The sequence below is a fragment of the Ectobacillus sp. OTK genome (assembly GCF_059698935.1).
In genome coordinates this window covers 4,927,195-4,945,270 of sequence record NZ_AP048547.1, presented here as the reverse complement: position 1 = coordinate 4,945,270, position 18,076 = coordinate 4,927,195, and the positions used below count along the sequence as shown (strand labels likewise).

18 protein-coding genes are annotated in these 18,076 nt (G+C 42.9%); 15 read left to right on the top strand and 3 right to left on the bottom strand.

Going from position 1 to position 18,076, the window contains the following annotated elements:
* Positions 1-136: 136 nt before the first annotated feature.
* The 8 genes from AC6HZ4_RS24590 to AC6HZ4_RS24555 all read left to right on the top strand — a co-directional run bounded on the left by AC6HZ4_RS24590 (position 137) and on the right by AC6HZ4_RS24555 (position 5,837).
* A complete protein-coding gene (locus tag AC6HZ4_RS24590; protein WP_497492486.1) occupies positions 137-1,048 on the top strand; it encodes a DUF4405 domain-containing protein in 912 nt (303 codons plus the stop codon).
* A 126-nt stretch (positions 1,049-1,174) separates the two neighbouring features.
* Positions 1,175-1,441: a phosphocarrier protein HPr gene (locus tag AC6HZ4_RS24585; RefSeq protein ID WP_497492485.1), complete on the top strand. Its 267-nt coding sequence runs from the start codon at positions 1,175-1,177 to the stop codon at positions 1,439-1,441.
* Between the two features lie 108 nt (positions 1,442-1,549).
* On the top strand, positions 1,550-1,939 hold the full coding sequence (locus tag AC6HZ4_RS24580) for a DUF302 domain-containing protein (protein ID WP_497492484.1): 390 nt from the start codon (positions 1,550-1,552) through the stop codon (positions 1,937-1,939).
* 193 nt (positions 1,940-2,132) lie between these two features.
* Positions 2,133-2,900 (top strand): DODA-type extradiol aromatic ring-opening family dioxygenase, encoded by a 768-nt coding sequence (locus AC6HZ4_RS24575; RefSeq protein WP_497492483.1) that lies wholly within the window; start codon positions 2,133-2,135, stop codon positions 2,898-2,900.
* Between the two features lie 103 nt (positions 2,901-3,003).
* Positions 3,004-3,639, top strand: a complete 636-nt coding sequence (locus AC6HZ4_RS24570; protein ID WP_497492482.1) for an FMN-dependent NADH-azoreductase — start codon at positions 3,004-3,006, stop codon at positions 3,637-3,639.
* A gap of 189 nt (positions 3,640-3,828) precedes the next feature.
* A complete protein-coding gene (locus tag AC6HZ4_RS24565; RefSeq protein WP_497492481.1) occupies positions 3,829-4,410 on the top strand; it encodes an NAD(P)H-dependent oxidoreductase in 582 nt (193 codons plus the stop codon).
* Between the two features lie 276 nt (positions 4,411-4,686).
* On the top strand, positions 4,687-5,127 hold the full coding sequence (locus AC6HZ4_RS24560) for a DUF3920 family protein (RefSeq protein ID WP_497492480.1): 441 nt from the start codon (positions 4,687-4,689) through the stop codon (positions 5,125-5,127).
* 227 nt (positions 5,128-5,354) lie between these two features.
* Positions 5,355-5,837 carry a GNAT family N-acetyltransferase gene (locus AC6HZ4_RS24555; RefSeq protein ID WP_497492479.1) on the top strand — a complete coding sequence of 161 codons (483 nt, stop codon included), beginning with the start codon at positions 5,355-5,357 and terminating at the stop codon, positions 5,835-5,837.
* Positions 5,838-6,148: 311 nt separating this feature from the next.
* On the opposite strand, the gene AC6HZ4_RS24550 is transcribed toward AC6HZ4_RS24555, so the two are convergent.
* Entirely contained in the window at positions 6,149-7,288 is a 1,140-nt protein-coding gene (locus AC6HZ4_RS24550; RefSeq protein WP_497492478.1) for an MGDG synthase family glycosyltransferase, read from the bottom strand.
* Positions 7,289-7,600: 312 nt separating this feature from the next.
* Here AC6HZ4_RS24550 and AC6HZ4_RS24545 point away from each other — a divergent pair, with 312 nt between their 5' ends.
* The 4 genes from AC6HZ4_RS24545 to AC6HZ4_RS24530 all read left to right on the top strand — a co-directional run bounded on the left by AC6HZ4_RS24545 (position 7,601) and on the right by AC6HZ4_RS24530 (position 11,049).
* A complete protein-coding gene (locus tag AC6HZ4_RS24545) occupies positions 7,601-8,950 on the top strand; it encodes an MFS transporter (protein WP_497495834.1) in 1,350 nt (449 codons plus the stop codon).
* A 92-nt stretch (positions 8,951-9,042) separates the two neighbouring features.
* Entirely contained in the window at positions 9,043-9,345 is a 303-nt protein-coding gene (locus AC6HZ4_RS24540; protein ID WP_497492477.1) for an MTH1187 family thiamine-binding protein, read from the top strand.
* A gap of 194 nt (positions 9,346-9,539) precedes the next feature.
* Complete coding sequence (locus tag AC6HZ4_RS24535; RefSeq protein WP_497492476.1) at positions 9,540-9,785, top strand: YusU family protein; 246 nt, start codon at positions 9,540-9,542, stop codon at positions 9,783-9,785.
* A 346-nt stretch (positions 9,786-10,131) separates the two neighbouring features.
* Positions 10,132-11,049 (top strand): proline dehydrogenase family protein, encoded by a 918-nt coding sequence (locus tag AC6HZ4_RS24530; protein ID WP_497492475.1) that lies wholly within the window; start codon positions 10,132-10,134, stop codon positions 11,047-11,049.
* Positions 11,050-11,252: 203 nt separating this feature from the next.
* Here the strand turns inward: AC6HZ4_RS24530 and AC6HZ4_RS24525 are convergent, their stop codons facing one another.
* Positions 11,253-12,080 (bottom strand): D-alanyl-D-alanine carboxypeptidase family protein, encoded by an 828-nt coding sequence (locus tag AC6HZ4_RS24525; protein WP_497492473.1) that lies wholly within the window; start codon positions 12,078-12,080, stop codon positions 11,253-11,255.
* Positions 12,081-12,178: 98 nt separating this feature from the next.
* Positions 12,179-12,325: a YuzL family protein gene (locus tag AC6HZ4_RS24520; protein WP_497492471.1), complete on the bottom strand. Its 147-nt coding sequence runs from the start codon at positions 12,323-12,325 to the stop codon at positions 12,179-12,181.
* Positions 12,326-12,542: 217 nt separating this feature from the next.
* Between AC6HZ4_RS24520 and AC6HZ4_RS24515 the strand changes: the two genes are divergently transcribed.
* The 3 genes from AC6HZ4_RS24515 to AC6HZ4_RS24505 are packed head-to-tail and all read left to right on the top strand — an operon-like array spanning position 12,543 to position 17,924.
* Complete coding sequence (locus tag AC6HZ4_RS24515) at positions 12,543-14,924, top strand: 3-hydroxyacyl-CoA dehydrogenase/enoyl-CoA hydratase family protein (RefSeq protein WP_497492469.1); 2,382 nt, start codon at positions 12,543-12,545, stop codon at positions 14,922-14,924.
* A 13-nt stretch (positions 14,925-14,937) separates the two neighbouring features.
* Entirely contained in the window at positions 14,938-16,113 is a 1,176-nt protein-coding gene (locus AC6HZ4_RS24510) for an acetyl-CoA C-acetyltransferase (protein ID WP_497492467.1), read from the top strand.
* Between the two features lie 20 nt (positions 16,114-16,133).
* Complete coding sequence (locus tag AC6HZ4_RS24505; RefSeq protein WP_497492465.1) at positions 16,134-17,924, top strand: acyl-CoA dehydrogenase FadE; 1,791 nt, start codon at positions 16,134-16,136, stop codon at positions 17,922-17,924.
* Positions 17,925-18,076 lie beyond the last annotated feature (152 nt).

The following is an 18,076-nucleotide window of genomic DNA, read 5'->3' as shown; positions in this document are numbered from 1 at the left end:
TCATTAAACTTTCACCGTTCCCTTCTATAATCTCCTTGAAAGATGTGAGTAATAATCATTGAATATGCATATATAACAGTTTAATAAAGTTAAAGAATAGCTTTTTTAAGGAGTAGAGGGCAGGGAGATGGGAAGGATGAAGAAAATAACGTATGTGAAGTTTGCCATTGATATCGTGATGGCAGTTGTCTTTGTATTGCTGTTTAACAAGCGGGTGCTGGGAGGACTGACCTTTCATGAGATTGCTGGCTTAGCAATTGCGGTTATTTTTCTTACGCACGTGCTGCTTAACGCACAGTGGGTAAAGAAGGTGACTTTAAAGCTATTTGATCGTAAGCTGCCAGGGAAGACCCGTTTTGGTTATTTGCTAAACCTGTTGCTATTAATTACAATGACATTTAACATGGTCAGCGGAGTTATTATTTCAAAAGTTGTATTTCCGAACATCAACATTGGAAATGAAATGTGGTTTAAGGTGACACACATATCAGTTTCCTTCTTAACACTTATTTTAGTAGCTGTTCACGTTGGGCTTCATTGGCAATGGGTGATACAGGTATGGAAAAATATTTTTAAAGTGAAATCAACAAAATTGCCGCTTGGCATCATTGCGAAGGCTGCTGCAATCCTTATGCTTGCGTTTGGCGGCTATGAAATGTATTCCACTGGCTTTGTTTCCAAGCTAAGTGGTGTAAGCTTTGTGTTTGGCGCAGGTTCCACGCAGCAAATGCCGACGCGCGGTGAAGGTGGACCGCTGATGATGGAGGGAAGCGGACAAGCTGCAAAACCGGAATTTTCCGGAAATCAAACTACGGGAAGTGAACCAACAGCTTCCGTACAAGCAGGCTTCCCGCAAAATGGAGAAAGGCCGGCACGCCCTGAAGGCGGTATGGAGGGCGGTATGAGAGGCGGCGGACAAAGTGCGAGCGTCCTCGGTGTGCTTGCTACATACTTTGGGATTATGTCCGTATTCATTATTATTGTGTATTATTTAGAAAAAATTATATTGCGAAATAAACGAAAAATAAAACTAGCTGAAGGTGTGTAAAGGGAATAATACTTAAAAACAAGCTGTACTTTATTGGAAATTTATTTTCCAATATTGCCAATATGAGAAGGCTTATGAGATAATGGGCTTGTTTTCAATTTATATAGTATAAAGGAGATTATCAACATGGCTGAATTAAAAGTAACAGTAACAAGCGACTCTGGTATTCATGCGCGTCCTGCGACAGTACTTGTGCAAAGCGCAAGCAAATTTGAATCTAATGTAGAACTTCACTATAACGGCAAGGCTGTTAATTTAAAATCCATTATGGGCGTAATGGCTTTAGGCATTCCGCAAGGAGCTGCGATTACAATTACAGCGGAAGGCTCTGATGCAGATGCTGCGATCACTGCTTTAAAAGAAACATTGAAAAAAGAAGGCTTAGCTGAGTAATAGAGGCAGCTTAAATAAAAGTACATGTCTACGTGACATGTACTTTTTATTTTTTAGTCATAAATCATTTGCTCTCTAGAGAAAACTAAGCTGAAGGGAGCGATTCATATGCAATTTCATTATACAGTTATTTCTCCGTACGAAACGGAGGAAACGATTCATCGTTTGGAGAACGCATTGCAGGGCGACGGTTTTGAAATACTGTGGCGCTTTGATGTACAGGACAAGCTGCAGGAGAAGGGGTTCGCATTTACTGAGGAATTGCAAGTGCTTGAGGTATGTAACCCTGAGGAGGCACACCGCATTTTAAGTGAAAATATGATGGCCGGCTATTTTCTGCCCTGTAAAATTGTCGTGTATACGGAGCGTGAGCAGGTACATATCGGTATGCCGAAGCCAACAGCATTAATCAGCATGCTAGATCATGACGAATTAAAGGGATTTGCAGCAAGCATTGAGCGACGGCTTGCCAATGTGATTGATAAGACTGTGCAATAGAAGACATACAGCGAGCGGGCATCTTCTCATTGTCCGCTTGTTTTGAGGACAAATGGCGTTACGAAGGCTGCAAATGGGCAGCTTATTAAGATTTTCTAGATTTTTTCTTATTATTACTTGACGTAAATTTATTACCTGTATATACTAACTTACATAAAGTAATCTACTATAAAATTATATGGAGGCTGTCAGCATGATTCCTTCTTTGTTTTTAGCTCATGGTTCACCGCTGTTAGCTATTGAGGATAGTGAGTATACACAGTTTTTAGAGACATTAGCGGGACAGATTCGCCCAAAAGCAATTGTCATTTTCACAGCACATTGGGAAAGTGAAACGTTGACGATTTCTTCCTCTGATGATATGTATGAAACCATTTATGATTTTGGCGGCTTCCCGCCTGAGCTGTACGAGATTCGCTACCCTGCCAAAGGATCAGCGGCGATTGCTAACCTCGTAGCTGAGCGATTAACAAAGCAAGGTATTCCTGTACAAAGGGATACGAAAAGGGGACTGGATCACGGGTCGTGGACGCTGTTATACCGTATGTACCCAAAGGCTGATATTCCAGTTGTGCAGGTATCGGTCAATCCGTATCTTCCTGCGAGTGAGCAATATCGCATTGGGGAAGCGCTCCGCGGGCTCGGACAGGAGGACATTTTAGTGATCGGAAGCGGTGTGACGGTTCATAATCTTCGCATCATTAAGTGGGGGCAAACGACGCCAGAGCCTTGGGCTGTTGCGTTTGACGATTGGTTAATTGAGAAGCTTGCGGAGAAGGATAAGGAAGCCTTATTCGATTACGACAAGCAGGCTCCATACGCGCAGACAGCAGTTCCGCGCCCTGAGCATTTTGTGCCATTTTTCATTGCCTTGGGCAGCGGGAAAGAAGGAGAGGCGAGTGTCATTCACCGCAGTTATCAATACGGCACGCTCAGCTATTTGTGCCTGCAGTTCTCATAAACGGAACGAAGAACGTGGGATAATGTTCCTCACAAGAAAAAGGTTAAAACGAACAAACTACAAATGATTATTCTTCTATTACAGGAAAGGCAGGGAGATTAAGATGGCAACAGTTCTTTATATTACAGCACATCCGCATAATGAAACAGCTTCATATAGTATGGCAGTTGGCAAGGCATTTATTGAAGCGTATAAAGAGGCGCATCCAGAGGATCAAGTTACACATCTTGATTTATATAACGAGAATATCCCGCATATCGATGCGGATGTGTTCAGCGGATGGGGAAAGCTGCAATCCGGCTCAGCATTTGATCAGTTATCAGCAAACGAGCAGGCTAAGGTAGGCCGCTTGAATGAATTATGTAATCAGTTTGTGGAAGCGGATAAATATGTATTTGTAACGCCAATGTGGAACTTCTCATTTCCTCCAATTATGAAGGCATATATTGATTCCGTTTGCGTAGCTGGAAAAACGTTTAAGTATACGGAGCAAGGACCAGTCGGGTTATTAACAAACAAAAAGGCGCTGCACATTCAGGCGCGCGGCGGCGTATATTCAGAAGGGCCGGCAGCAGCCATGGAAATGGGTCACCGTTATATTGGAATTATCATGCAATTCTTTGGTGTCCCTTCCTTTGACGGTTTATTCGTGGAAGGACATAACCAGTATCAAGACCGAGCGCAGCAAATTAAAGAGGAAGCAATTGCAAGAGCAAAGGAAGTTGCGAAGGACTTCTAAGATATATAGAAAAGCTTCCCTTTGAACATGTGGAACTGAAAAAGTCTCTTTTTATCTCGGTGTTTTGGGATGGAAAGGGACTTTTTGTGATTCATACAGACTTTTCCTTGCAAGTATACATAACAATGGAATACAGACGGACGCATTCGGCTAAGATGGATGTTGAGGCAAGAATAAGGAGGATAAAAAATGAAGCACTTAATTGTATATGCACATCCGAATCCAAAAAGCTTTAACCATGCTATTTTAGAGACGCTGCAAGGGGAACTTTTGGAAAGAGGGCATGATGTGCGCGTCCGTGATTTGTATAAAATAGGATTTAATCCGGTCTTATCTGCACATGACTTTGAAATGTTGTCGCAAGGGACGATCCCTCCGGATATTCATGAGGAACAAGAGCATATTAGATGGGCGGATGTCATTATAACCATTTATCCGGTATGGTGGACCGGGCTTCCTGCTATGTTAAAGGGGTATTTTGACCGGGTGCTGACACATGGCTTTGCGTATGCATATGGTGAACATGGTCCGGAGCAGCTTCTTAAGGGGAAGAAGGGCGTATTTTTTACAACGCAAGGAAATCCAAGAGAGGTATACGTAGCAAGTCATATGTTTGATGCTATGAAGAAAACAACGGATGAAGGTATCTATGCATTTACCGGTATTGAAACGCTTGATCATATTTTCTTTACAAGCGTACCATCGGTAGATGATGAGAAGAGACGAGAGTATTTGGATGAAGTGAAGAGCTTTGTGCATACAATGTTTTAACAAGGGAGCGGCTGCTATGAATGGGGCAGCCGTTTCGTTTTGTTCTGTTTAGTTCGTTTCAATAGTGTAAACAGCACATATGTGATATGTTTTAGTTCTAAATATTAGCGTTATCAAGTAATCTATGGTAAAGCATTTTCTAACAAAGACAAGCAAATTGTAACGGTTCATACCGTTTCTTTTCTCAACTGTTTCTTTTAGGGGCGTTTATCAGCGTGCAAAAGGTGGAATAACGAGGATAGGAAGCTTACGAAAAGGAAAGAAGGGGGAGCTGAAATGAAATTCCCGTTTCACAAGTTGTATCAGCAATCTGGGAATTGGTGTGTGCTGGACGAGGAATTCCCGTGGGATATAAGCCAATTGAAACAGGATGTATTTGCTCTCATTGGAATGCGTACAACGCCTGTGTTTTTTTGCGACACATGCGAAGCGAACAGTGTTCTTTCTTATTTCGGAGAGGAAGAAGAGGAGTTTCTATATCCGGTAAACGGTTTTTATCACCGCGGGAAGCAGTTTGTATTTATTTGTGCATGGGAGAGCTATGAACAGGTGCTCGAAACGCTGCTGCACGAGCTTAGACATGATATGCAATATGAGAACAAACAAACGAGGCCTTTGTTTTATAATGATAGTCAGGTGTATGAGAAGAGATGGATTGAAATGGATGCAAGAGCTTTTGCTGAGGAAAAAATGAGGCAATATCGAAAGCAAATATAAAGCTGCCTTCTGGAATAGGGCAGCTTTATATTTGCTTTCTGTTTTAGAAGCTTTATAGCAGTGGTGAACAAATGCTTCTCCCTTATCGAGGGCATGTCTACTTTTCTAATTTCAAAGTATGCTTTTTGATAAATTCTTGCAGTTTAGAAAAAGGAATTTGTAAACTTTTGCGGAATTTGAATTTTATATAGCCATTACGAATGGATGACGGAAAAGGTGTGAGTTTTTTGCGTGTAACATTAGAAGCAGCAAAGCATATAGAAAAGCTACGGAATTTATATTCCTTATATTTGTACGATTTATCAGGGTTTAGTTATTCTCTTTCTATAAATGAATGCGGGTTGTATGAGTTTGAAGGGTTTGATAAGGTGATAGAGCGGGAGGAGCTGCAGCCACACTTTATTCAATATGAAGGAGAGTGTATAGGCTTCCTTTTGCTGGCGGAACGCCCGTTTACTGCACCAGGGACAGATTATTGTATAAATGATATATTTATTCTTCGCGCATTTCGCAGGCGTGGACTTGCTTCGGATGCAATCCATGAGCTTTTGAAGCGGAGGAGCGGATATTTCTGTGTACCTCAGCTGCAAGCAAATGAGGGAGCCTTGCAATTTTGGCGGAGCTTCTATGCAAGACATGGCATCTTTTACAGGGAAGAGCACCGGCTGATGGACGGAGAACCATGCATTATACATACATTTAGGAAATAACAGGAGCCGGTATTGAGGGCTCCTGTTATAGTTTAGAAAGCATTCAGCACCTTAACTGCTAGTGTTCCCGTCTTCTTTGTATTGAACTGCCCGTCACTTACTCGCTGGCGCTCCTTGAGGCGGGGGCTTTTATCGGAAAATGATAAATGGATCATCTAACGTCTGCAGTTAATTCGTTCATACTATAAACACAGGATTTAGAAGGGCTTTTCTCATTCAGGCCGTTCCTATCCATGGTAAAGGGTGATTGTGGCTCCGCAGCAAATCGAGATTATAAGACTTCCGTTTTTTGTTAAATCTGTAGTTGGATCTTATGCGAATTGCCAGGACGTTTTTCGATTTGAAAATGAATATAGAATATCCTGTACAATTTGCCCAGCACTTTCTTTTTGGTGGATTCTTGCAAGTGCCTGGCTCATCTCATCAAGCTTGCTCGTATGATTCAATAAATGCAGTACCTCTTTCACAATCGCTTCTTTGTTGCTGACAACAACTGCAGCGCCAAGTCTTGAGAAAAATAACGAGTTTTCCTTCTCTTGACCGGGAACAGGCCTGTATAAAATGGTTGGGAGCTGCTTGGCGGTTGCTTCTGAAAGCGTGATGCCGCCTGGCTTTGTAATCATAGCATCGGCAATAGCATACAGCTCATGTACATCGTCTACATATCCGAAAATGTGTAGACGCTTCTTATAGATGGGTTTCAGCTTGCTTAATTGCTTGTATAGCTGTTTGTTTCGTCCGCAGACAACGATAATTTGTATATCACTTTGTTCTAATATGCTAGTAGTAATAGCTTTTATATTCTTCACTACTCCGTACGCTCCAGCCATAAATAGGAGAGTTTTTCGATTTGTGGGCAGTCCATATTTGTCCTGAAGCTGCTTGGTATTTGGGCCCGATTCAAATGCTTTTCGAATAGGAATGCCGCTTACGTATATATTCGCTGGAGAAATACCGTTTTGAACAATTTTTTGTTTGACCTCCTCAGTGGCAACGTAATAGCGGTCAATCTCTGCATGTACCCATGTCCGATGCAGACAGTAATCGGTTACGACCGTGTATAGCTGAAACGGTTTTTTTGTTTTTCGTCTCCATTCGGGAACCGCTCCAACAGGAAAAGTGGTAATGATAATGTCCGGTTTTTCCTCTTCTACAACTGCTTCTAGTCTTCTTTTTCCGAGCCTGCAGTAGAAATAAGCAGCCTTCGTTTTGTACATCCTGTCTGTTCCATAAAAAAACAGCTTATAAAGCGGAGCCCCGATTGTAAAGGAGCGCTGATACAAAAATTTTGCGAGTTCATTCCAATATGGATAGGCATCGGCATATAAGTCGTATATCTTGACATTACAAACGCCATGTTCCTCAAATGTATGCTTTAACGCATGAGACACTTGATTATGTCCATTTCCAAAGCTTGCTGTTATCAACAAAATTTTCGGTTGAGTTTTCACAAGATTTCCTCCTGAAAAAAACATCCTAATTTTTGGGACATGTGTTATAAGTAAAAGGAAAGCGATATTCATGTCCATTTAGCTTTACAGTCAACTTAATCTGATTCTAGGAGAAGATTTTTAAGGGAGTATAAGGGAATTTTAAAGAGTTTATGAAGGTTTAGAGACAAGTATGACTAGCTGGTATCCTTTTCCTGGATGAATTCCATACAACATCCTCATAGAACAGGTAACACTAAAGGGAAAAGGGGGATGTGCATGCCTAGTATAGGATCTGTTTCTGCAAAACAACATGGGAATGATGAACAAGCGATAGATCACTCAAGAAAAAAACGTATGCTCTTTTTGTTTGCTGTTTCGTCTGGGACGCTATTAAATCCGCTTAACTCTTCAATGATTTCTATGGCACTGCATCCGATTCAGCATGCATTCCACATCTCATTTACAACCGCATCCTGGGTGATTTCTTCATTTTATATAGCGAGTGCTATTGGACAGCCGGTAATGGGCAAGATTGGTGATGCGCTTGGAAGAAAGAAGGTGTTTTTGGCTGGTTTGCTGATTGCAGCAGTGGCAGCTTTGACTGCTCCCTTTATAACAGCCTTCTCAGTGCTGGTGCTCCTGCGTGTCTTGCAGGCCGTCGGTACGAGTGCAATTTATCCGTCCGGAATGGGTCTTGTGCGGAAGCATATTCAAAGAAATCAGGCATTTGCTTTATCTCTTATCTCCATCTTTTCATCTGTTACAGTTGCACTTGGTCCGACAATTGGCAGCTTTGCAATCCTATCGGGGGGATGGTCTGCGATTTTTACAATCAATTTGCCGTTCCTCTTCATCAGCCTTTTTCTCGCTTGGATGGTATTTCCCAAGGATGATACAAGGGGACCGCATCAGCTTCGTGCTTTGCTTTTGCATTTGGATGTACCTGGTATTGTACTATTTGCATCAGCGCTTCTGCTTCTGCTTTCATTTCTGCTATCACTAAAAACAAGTGTACAATATACTTCAGGGGCAGTTGGAATGGTGCTTTTGCTTGCATTTATTCGTTACGAACTGCGTGCGGAGCAGCCGTTTATTGACCTGCATATGTTTCGAAAGCATCCAGCTTTGACGAAGGTCAATCTTCTATTTATTATGCTGAATGTATATAATTATGCCCTGTTGTTTGGGCTGCCTACCTACTTCCAGGATGAGATGGGGCTGAACATTGAAACGACAGGGCTGCTCATGCTATTTATTTCTGGTTTTGGTATTATTGTGTCACCGCTTACGGGAAAATGGATAGACCGTGCAGGGGTCATGCCGCCGCTATTGCTAGGTTCATCACTCATGCTTGTCGGCGCATTGCTATTGGCCTTTACGTTTACAGTCATTCCGTGGCAGTGGGTGATCCCGGTGCTTTCCATCATGGGTATGGGCTACGGCTTCAATAATGTAAGCCTGCAAACAGCTATGCTTCGCGCCGCTCCTAAAGAAGAGGTTGGTGTATCGTCTGGATTGTTCCAAACCTCACGCTATATGGGAGCCATTGTATCTTCTGCATTACTTGGCTTTATTTTTGGCCGCGATATTACAGCCTTTCATATGCAAATGGTTGGCTGTATTTTGATTGGCGTGTCGCTGCTTAGTATAATGGTGAGCTTTCGCTTTTCTCGGGTATAGCAAAAATGCGTTCCAGCGTTGTATGTTGTACAATAATAAGGAGAGAAAATCTGTTAGAATAAAGAGAGTATATACATAGGAGGCTTTGCAGCATGGCAATTGTTGATATTACGATTATTCCGATTGGAACACCGACAACGAGTGTGAGTGAGTATGTAGCCGACATTCAGAAGGTATTAGAAAAAAATAAAGAGCGTGTCAAATACAGACTTACACCGATGAATACAATTATTGAAGGAGAATTATCTGTGCTATTTGATGTAATTCAGCAAATGCATGAGGTGCCGTTTACGAAGGGGGTCGGCCGCGTAGCAACGAACATCCGTATTGATGATCGTCGCGATAAAGAGAGTTCGATGGAGAAGAAGCTGCAGTCTGTACAGTCGAAGCTGTAAAAAACTGCACCTCCAATTGTCAGCTGTGTCTAACAATTGGAGGTGGAGTTCAACGTTTAGGGCTTTTTTTACATATTGCATAGCATTAGCCATGCCTAAATATTTATAGTATGCTGTTCCTCCGTTGGAAGTTTGTAACAGCAACAAAGGTTTCTTATAATAGAAGCAGCATGTAAGGAAAGGGGAAAATAGGGATGACGAAGATATTTGAAGAGCAGTTTGATGGATTGCTTGAGAAGTACACGGAGCTGCTGCTTGGTCAAAGCGACGGAGAATTAAAGAAAAAGGTGCAAATGTGGGCGCTATATTCATATATTGCAAAAACGATGCCAGCACTTGCTAAGCATTGGAATGATACATATCCAGATGCGAAGCAAGAGATGATGAAGCTCATTGCAGAGATTAAGCAGCTGAATGAGGTACACCGGGAAAAGAAATAAGAAAATTGTTTATACTTTAAGAGGATATAAATTTTCAGCTAGAAGCTAATTCAACGTAGTAGGAAATTTTAAGAATAAAGTATCAGTGCAATTATGCCTCTGTCTTCGCCTAAAGGCCCGTAATCAGCGGGTTTTCTTTATGCAAAACCGTTTCTTCCTTGAAGCAGCGGTGTTGTTAGTAGAATCATCTTCTAGAAACTCCCTTACTTTTATAATCTGCTGTCTTTTTCCCGCTTTTGAATTTTCTATTCGTTTCCTCATTCTATCCTTATATTTCTGTCAAATCATTTTTAGAAAACAATATAAATAAAGTAAGGTACAAAGGCTTATCATAGGAGTGGAGGGCATGGAGCGATTGCTGCGGGATTCCTTTTTATTTTTATCAAAAAATAGAACACTTACAAAGTTTGCGAAGCGATATGGCCTGCGCTTTGGTGCATCTCGGTTTGTTGCAGGGGAAACGATCGAGCAGGCGATAGCCGTTATAAGGGAGTTAAATCAAAAGAAGCTTGCTGTAACAATTGATTATTTAGGAGAGTTCGTAGAGAATGAGCGCGAGGTAAATGAAATGGCGAAGCAGTCTATTGAAGCTATTCGAATAATTGGCCGTGAAGGGCTAAATTCTCAGCTTTCCTTGAAATTGACATCAATGGGACTGGATATATCGGATGAGCTTGTGATGAATCATATGTGCCGTATTTTAAATGTTGCTAAGGAAAATGGAGTATTTGTAACGATAGATATGGAGGACTATTCCCGCTGCCAAAAAACGATTGATATTTTAAAAAGGCTGCGAGAAGAATATGACAATGTTGGAACTGTGATTCAAGCTTATTTGTATCGTTCTCAAAAGGATATTGAGGATTTACATGTATACAGACCGAATTTGCGGTTAGTAAAAGGAGCCTATAAGGAAGCTGCGAATGTAGCATTTCCCGATAAAAAGGATGTAGATGATAACTTTCGAAAGATTATTAAACTTCATCTATTAAACGGAAATTATACGGCTGTTGCTACGCATGACGATGTGATCATTGAGTATACGAAGCAGCTTGTGCAGGAACACCAGATTCCTCTGAATCAGTTTGAATTTCAAATGCTGTACGGCATTCGGCCAGAACGGCAGCTTGAGCTCGCGATGGAGGGATATACGATGCGTGTATACGTGCCTTATGGAACGGATTGGTATGGGTATTTTATGCGGCGTCTTGCTGAACGTCCGGCAAATGTCATATTTGTGTTAAAGGGTATTCTTAAGAAGTAGAAGCAGGAGTATATGAAGGTTATGCAATGGACCCTTAAAGAAATCGAGTGTAATCGAGGATTTCTTTAAGGGTCTATTTTTTTAAAAACTTATGGTCTTTATGTTGTGATTATGCAATGAGTTCATAATTAGACGCAGCAGGAAATTTTAAGTATAAAGTATTAGGACAGCTACGTCTTTGTCCTCGCCGATTAGCGAGTTTTTCACAGGGAGTAACGCGCTATGATAGAGGCATCCTTGTACAGATGATCTTCATCACAGCTCAATACAATACTAATAACCCTCTTTCCGTCTTTTTCATAAACGGCAGCCAGAGTGTAGCCGCCAATGTCAGTACGCCCGCTTTTGCTGGCAATGACATATGGATCATGAAATAGATCCTTGCGGCCATAGTTTGTAATTTTTGTATTTTGCAAAGAGGTATGAATAGGTGTTGTGACGGTGTGCATCGCCTCTGCTGCTTCTGGATGCTTAAGGAGTTCTTTGGCAATTAAAGCTAAATCATATGCTGACATATGCTGTCCCCATGCTTCTATACCACTTGCATTTTTAAAGGATGGATTCTTAATGCCCAGCTCCTTGGCCCGCTTGTTCATAAGAGCAACAAACTTCTCCTTAGAGCCGGCAAGCTGTTCCGCGACAGATTCCGCGACAGGATCCACACTAATCACAAGCATCAGACGTAACGCTTCATCGCGCTTTAGCGTTTCTCCCGCTTGGAGCTTTATTTTTTTCGTACCCTGCTCTGTATTTAGTGCATGCTGCGTAATTGTTACTTCATCCTCTGGCCGCATTTGTTCCAGCAGAAGAAGCGAGGTCATCAGCTTCACAAGACTTCCAGGCTGTGCAGCAGTATGTTCGTTTTTTCCGTACAGAATTTTACCTGTGTTTGCATCAATCGCAATTCCTGACTTAGCATAAATATCCGGCTGGTTTGCATGAACCTTTGTTTCAGGTTCGTGGCGAAATGCGAAAAACAGTAAAAATGTGACGGTTAGAACTGCGGTGGTAATGATAATTTTTTTCTTCATTGAGATCCCTCTTACAAACAGAATAAAAAACAAAAAGGCAGGAGATGGCCTATCCTTCATTATGCCACGTTTCCTACCTTTATTTGTATCCCAAAATCTTATTTATCACCCATATTTTGCTTTCCGTATTGTTGGTTGGTGCTGTGTCTTCCTTTTTCCTTCCCATTATTATGAGGACCTGCATTGCCCCTTACGCTTGCTGCGCTCACACCGCCCTTGGAAGGATTTCCTTGCATCTTTGTCATTGTTACCACCTCCGTTTGCAGTATGTAGTATGTCCACAAGCTTATAGACTATGTAGACGATGGAGAGAATCGATATTACATGGAAAACATGCTAAAGGTATTGCCAGAATTTTGAAAACGATGTATATTTGTAGATAGAGAACTCATTCATCACATTTAAAAATTTTTGCAGAAAAACTGAATGAGTATTCATTCAAAGTATGAGGAGGAGAGGAGAATGTTTCAAATTCAAAAAGCAGCTGTCATTGGCTCTGGTGTAATGGGATCAGGTATAGCTGCCCATTTGGCTAACATCGGAATTCCGACAGTGTTATTGGACATTGTTCCGAAAACGCTTACAAAGGAAGAAGAGGCAAAGGGCTTGACGCTTGATTGTAAGCAAGTTCGTAACCGCTTTAGCAGTAATGCTGTGCAAAAGCTGTTTAAACAAAAGCCAGCTCCCCTCACTGCAAAGGAAAATGCTGCGCTTATTACGGTCGGCAATCTAGAAGATGATATGGAGCTTTTAGGGAATGCGGATTGGATTATTGAGGTAGTTATCGAGAATTTAGCCATAAAAAAACAAGTTTTTGAACGGGTTGATCGCGTGCGTAAGAAAGGAAGCATTGTGAGTTCCAATACATCCGGTATCTCTGTAGAACAAATGGCAGAGGGACGGTCTGAGGATTTCCGCAAGCACTTTTTGGGCACGCATTTTTTTAATCCGCCGCGTTATTTGAAGCTGCTTGAGGTAATCCCGACCAGGTCTACGTCTCCCGAGGTGCTAGCCTTTATGAAGAGATTTGGAGAAGATGTGCTCGGAAAAGGTGTAGTAGAGGCAAGGGATACACCAAACTTTATTGCAAATCGTATCGGCACCTATGGATTGCTTGTAACGCTGCGAGAGGCGCTGCGGCATGGATATACCTTTAGTGAAGTGGATTCTGTAACAGGACCGCTTATTGGCCGTCCGAAAAGTGCGACATTTCGTACGCTTGATGTTGTTGGGCTTGATACGTTCGTTCATGTTGCGAACAACGTCTATGAAAATGTTGAGGAAGAGGAGAAGGACGTATTCAAGATTCCGACATTTCTTCATGTGATGATTGAACATAAATGGCTCGGAAGCAAGACAGGTAAAGGATTTTTTATTAAGCAAGGAAAAGAAATTTTAGAGCTGAACCCGGACACCCTGCAATATGAAGCCTGCAAAAAGCTGCAAGCGCCTTCTATAGAAGCAAGCAAACAAGAAAAGGGGCTGCCTAACAAATTAAAAGCTCTTGTTTATGCAGGTGACCGTGCTGGGACATTGCTATGGAGTATTTTGACTCCAACACTCCTTTATGCGGCAAAGCTGAATAAAGAAATTGCTGACAACATCGTTGCGATTGATCATGCAATGAAATGGGGCTTTGGCTGGGAAATGGGTCCATTTGAAACGTGGGATGCAATCGGTGTCCGCAAATCAGTTGAGAAGATGAGAGAGAACGGATTAACCGTTCCAGTATGGGTACAGGAGATGCTGGAGAACGGCTTCGAAACATTTTATAAACGCGACAACGGTTTTGTATATTATTACGATAACGGCGGATACAAGTTGTTAGAGCAAAATAAGAAAGCGATTAGCCTGCGGCAAGTCAAGGAACAAAGAGGCGTTCTGAAAAAAAACAGCGGCGGGAGCTTAATTGATATAGGGGATGGTGTGCTTTGTCTCGAATTCCACTCTCCTAATAACGCCATTGGTATGGATATTATTCAGATGATTCATTTTGCCGTTGATGAGGCCGCCCGCAATTATAAAGGGCTTGTCATTGGAAACCAATCGAAAAACTTCTGCGTCGGCGCGAATCTCGCGATGATGTTAATGGAGGCGCAGGATGATAATTATTTTGAGATCGATTGGGTTGTAAAGCAATTTCAAGCCGCGATGATGAAAATCAAATACAGCCAAAAGCCTGTAGTTGCAGCGCCTTACGGTATGACACTCGGAGGCGGTGCTGAGGTTTGCTTACCTGCTGCCAGTATCCAAGCGTCGAGCGAGACTTATATCGGGCTTGTCGAGGTTGGAGTCGGCTTAATTCCAGGCGGCGGCGGCAGCAAGGAGTTGTATATCAAGCACCTTAACCAAATTCCACAAGGTGTTGAGATCGATTTACAGAAGGTAGCGAACAAGGTATTTGAAACGGTTGCGTTAGCGAAGGTATCTGCCTCTGCACAGGAGGCGTTTGGAACAAATTTCCTTGGTGTTAAAGATGCTGTGAGTGTAAATGGCGACCATTTGTTATATGATGCAAAACAAAAGGTTCTTGCCTTATATGAAGCTGGCTACAAGGCGCCTATACGTAAAAAGGTTCCGGTCATCGGGGAAACGGGATACGGGACGCTGTTATTAGGGGCGCAGGCGATGTATTTATCCGGTCATATCTCTGACTATGATTTATTCATCGCGAAAAAGCTGGCATACGTTATTGCAGGCGGAAGAGTGCCGTACGGAACAGAGGTCGATGAACAATACCTGCTGGATTTAGAGCGAGAAACATTTATCAGCCTCATAAAAGAAATGAAATCGCAGGAAAGAATGCAGCATATGCTTGTAAAAGGAAAGCCGCTGCGTAATTAAGGAGGGGAAAACATTGAGAGAAGCCGTGATTGTTGCAGGAGCAAGAACACCTGTCGGAAAAGCAAAGAAGGGGTCGCTTGCGAGCGTGCGCCCGGACGATTTAGGAGCGTTAGCCGTAAAGGAGACTTTGAAGCGCGCAGGGAATTATGAGGGTGAAATTGATGATCTTATTTTCGGATGCGCGATGCCTGAAGCAGAGCAGGGCATGAATATGGCACGCAATATTGGTGCTTTGGCTGGTCTTCCATATACGGTTCCGGCTATTACAATTAACCGCTACTGTTCCTCAGGCTTGCAGTCTATCGCTTTTGGAGCAGAGCGTATTATGCTTGGGCATTCGAGTACAGTGCTTGCGGGCGGTGCGGAATCCATGAGTCTCGTTCCTATGATGGGGCATGTTGTTCGTCCGAACCTTCGTCTAGTTGAAGCTGCGCCTGAATATTATATGGGTATGGGGCATACAGCGGAGCAGGTCGCTGTAAAATACGGAATTAGCCGCAGTGACCAGGATGCTTTTGCAGTTCGCAGTCATCAGCGCGCAGCAAAGGCGCTGCAGGAGGGCAGGTTTGACGATGAAATCGTTCCGGTTCACGTCACGGTGCGTTCTGTAGATGATAACAATCGAATGTGTGAAAAAGCCTTCGTGCTTTCCCAAGACGAGGGAGTACGCGCAGAAACGACCACTGAAGTACTTAGCAAATTAAAGCCGGCATTCCATGTACGAGGCTCTGTCACAGCAGGTAACGCTTCGCAAATGAGCGATGGCGCAGCGGCTGTACTATTAATGGATCGTGAAAAAGCACAAGGAGAAGGCTTGCAGCCAATTGCAAAATTCCGCTCCTTCGCAGTGGCAGGTGTTCCTCCAGAAGTAATGGGGATTGGTCCGATTGCTGCTATTCCAAAGGCGTTGAAGCTGGCTGGCCTAAGTATCTCAGATATTGGCTTGTTTGAGCTAAATGAAGCATTTGCCTCACAAGCCATTGGGGTCATTCGCGAGCTCGGCTTAGATGAAGAGAGGGTAAATGTAAATGGAGGAGCGATTGCATTGGGGCATCCGCTCGGCTGTACAGGTACGAAACTCACATTATCATTAATTCATGAAATGAAGCGGCGCGGTGAGCAATTTGGCGTTGTTACGATGTGCATCGGCGGGGGTATGGGCGCTGCAGGCGTATTTGAATTAGTTTGATAGACTGGGAGGAAGCGGAAATGACGAAAAAAACAGTTGGGAGCGCAGTCAAAGGAGGCAGCTTTCTGCTTGATACGATTACAGTTGATCAAGTATTTACACCGGAGGACTATACGGATGAACATAAATTAATTGCAAAAACTACAGAGGATTTTATTGTAAATGAAGTACTGCCGGAATTAGAATATTTAGAGGATCACGAGTTTGAGCGCTCTGTTAAGCTCTTAAGGCAAGCGGGAGAACTTGGGCTGCTTGGGGCCGATGTGCCCGAGGAGTATGGCGGCATCGGTCTTGATAAAATCAGTTCCGCATTAATCGCAGAGAAATTTGCACGTGCGGGCGGATTCGGGATTTCACATGGCGCCCATGTTGGGATTGGCTCACTTCCTATTGTGTTGTTCGGCAATGAAGAACAAAAACAGAAGTATCTTCCATCCCTGGCCATGGGTGAAAAGCTTGCGGCTTACGCATTGACAGAACCAGGCTCGGGTTCTGATGCGCTCGGTGCGAAAACTGTTGCCAAATTAAATGAAAACGGCACACATTATGTGTTAAACGGGGAGAAGCAGTGGATTACGAACTCTGCGTTTGCTGATGTATTTATTGTCTATGCGAAGGTTGATGGCGAGCATTTTACAGCATTTATCATTGAACGTGAATTCCCTGGTGTATCGACGGGTCCGGAGGAAAAAAAGATGGGAATTAAAAGCTCATCTACCCGTACGTTAATTTTGCAGGATGCGCTTGTACCAAAGGAAAACGTGCTGGGTGAAATCGGCAGAGGTCACGTAATTGCATTTAATATTTTAAACATCGGACGCTATAAGCTTGGCGTCGGCGTTGTCGGTTCTTCTAAACGCGGTCTGGAGATTTCTGCGCAATATGCGAATCAGCGTCAGCAATTTAAGCAGCCGATTGCCCGTTTTCCGCTTATTCAGGAAAAGCTTGCGAGTATGGCGACGAAAATTTATGCGGCGGAAAGTTCCGTGTACCGTACGGTTGGTTTGTTTGAGGCACGTACGAGTCAGTTAACGGATGAAGAAATAAAGAATGGTAAAGCAGTGGCAGCTTCTGTTGCGGAATATGCAATAGAGTGCTCCTTAAATAAATTTTTCTGCTCAGAAGTATTGGATTATGTTGTAGATGAAGGTGTGCAAATTCACGGCGGTTATGGATTTATGGCAGAATATGAGATTGAAAGAATGTACCGCGATTCCCGCATTAATCGTATTTTCGAAGGGACGAATGAGATTAACCGCCTGCTTGTGCCAGGCACGCTGCTTCGCAAAGCGATGAAGGGCGAGCTGCCGTTATTCCAAAAGGCGCAGCTTATTCAGGAGGAATTAATGATGCTGATGCCAGAGGAGCCAGGCGATGAGCCGCTTGCACAAGAGCAGTATCTTGTGCGAAACGCAAAGAAAATTGGGATGCTGGCTGCAGGTCTTGCGGTGCAAAAATACGGAAAATCGCTTGACCAGGAGCAGGAGGTGCTTGCAAATATTGCTGATATTGTGAGCAATGTGTACGCGATGGAATCCGTCCTGCTTCGTACGGAAAAAGCGATTCGAAATACTGGCCTTGAAAAGAACAGGCAAAAGCTTTTGTATACACAAGTATTTTGTCAGGAGGCATTTCACGAAATTGAAGCGCATGCGAAAGAGACTCTCATCGCAGTTGAGCAAGGTGATACGCTGCGCATGATGCTGTCTGCGCTTCGTAAGCTGACGCGCCATTTGCCGATTAACGTGATCGCCAAAAAGCGTGAGATTGCAGCAAAAATTCTAGCGGAAGAAAAATACGTTGTGTCATGATTAAATTAAAAAGAGCACGGAAGCACTGTCTTAGCTGCTTTTGTGCTCTTTTCATATGTTCCACTTTAAGAAAGTATAAATTTCCAGCTAGAAGCAAATTCGACGTAATGGGAAATTTCAGGAATAAAGTATAAGTGCAACTACGCCTCTGT

Excerpts from the sequence above, each read along its gene's own strand:
- AC6HZ4_RS24520 (WP_497492471.1), bottom strand. The coding sequence starts at position 12,325 with ATGACAAAGATGCAAGGAAATCCTTCCAAGGGCGGTGTGAGCGCAGCA.
- AC6HZ4_RS24585 (WP_497492485.1), top strand. The coding sequence starts at position 1,175 with ATGGCTGAATTAAAAGTAACAGTAACAAGCGACTCTGGTATTCATGCG.
- AC6HZ4_RS24570 (WP_497492482.1), top strand. The coding sequence starts at position 3,004 with ATGGCAACAGTTCTTTATATTACAGCACATCCGCATAATGAAACAGCT.
- AC6HZ4_RS24535 (WP_497492476.1), top strand. The coding sequence starts at position 9,540 with ATGACGAAGATATTTGAAGAGCAGTTTGATGGATTGCTTGAGAAGTAC.
- AC6HZ4_RS24575 (WP_497492483.1), top strand. The coding sequence starts at position 2,133 with ATGATTCCTTCTTTGTTTTTAGCTCATGGTTCACCGCTGTTAGCTATT.
- AC6HZ4_RS24540 (WP_497492477.1), top strand. The coding sequence starts at position 9,043 with ATGGCAATTGTTGATATTACGATTATTCCGATTGGAACACCGACAACG.
- AC6HZ4_RS24560 (WP_497492480.1), top strand. The coding sequence starts at position 4,687 with ATGAAATTCCCGTTTCACAAGTTGTATCAGCAATCTGGGAATTGGTGT.
- AC6HZ4_RS24590 (WP_497492486.1), top strand. The coding sequence starts at position 137 with ATGAAGAAAATAACGTATGTGAAGTTTGCCATTGATATCGTGATGGCA.
- AC6HZ4_RS24515 (WP_497492469.1), top strand. The coding sequence starts at position 12,543 with ATGTTTCAAATTCAAAAAGCAGCTGTCATTGGCTCTGGTGTAATGGGA.
- AC6HZ4_RS24565 (WP_497492481.1), top strand. The coding sequence starts at position 3,829 with ATGAAGCACTTAATTGTATATGCACATCCGAATCCAAAAAGCTTTAAC.
- AC6HZ4_RS24580 (WP_497492484.1), top strand. The coding sequence starts at position 1,550 with ATGCAATTTCATTATACAGTTATTTCTCCGTACGAAACGGAGGAAACG.
- AC6HZ4_RS24525 (WP_497492473.1), bottom strand. The coding sequence starts at position 12,080 with ATGAAGAAAAAAATTATCATTACCACCGCAGTTCTAACCGTCACATTT.
- AC6HZ4_RS24505 (WP_497492465.1), top strand. The coding sequence starts at position 16,134 with ATGACGAAAAAAACAGTTGGGAGCGCAGTCAAAGGAGGCAGCTTTCTG.
- AC6HZ4_RS24530 (WP_497492475.1), top strand. The coding sequence starts at position 10,132 with ATGGAGCGATTGCTGCGGGATTCCTTTTTATTTTTATCAAAAAATAGA.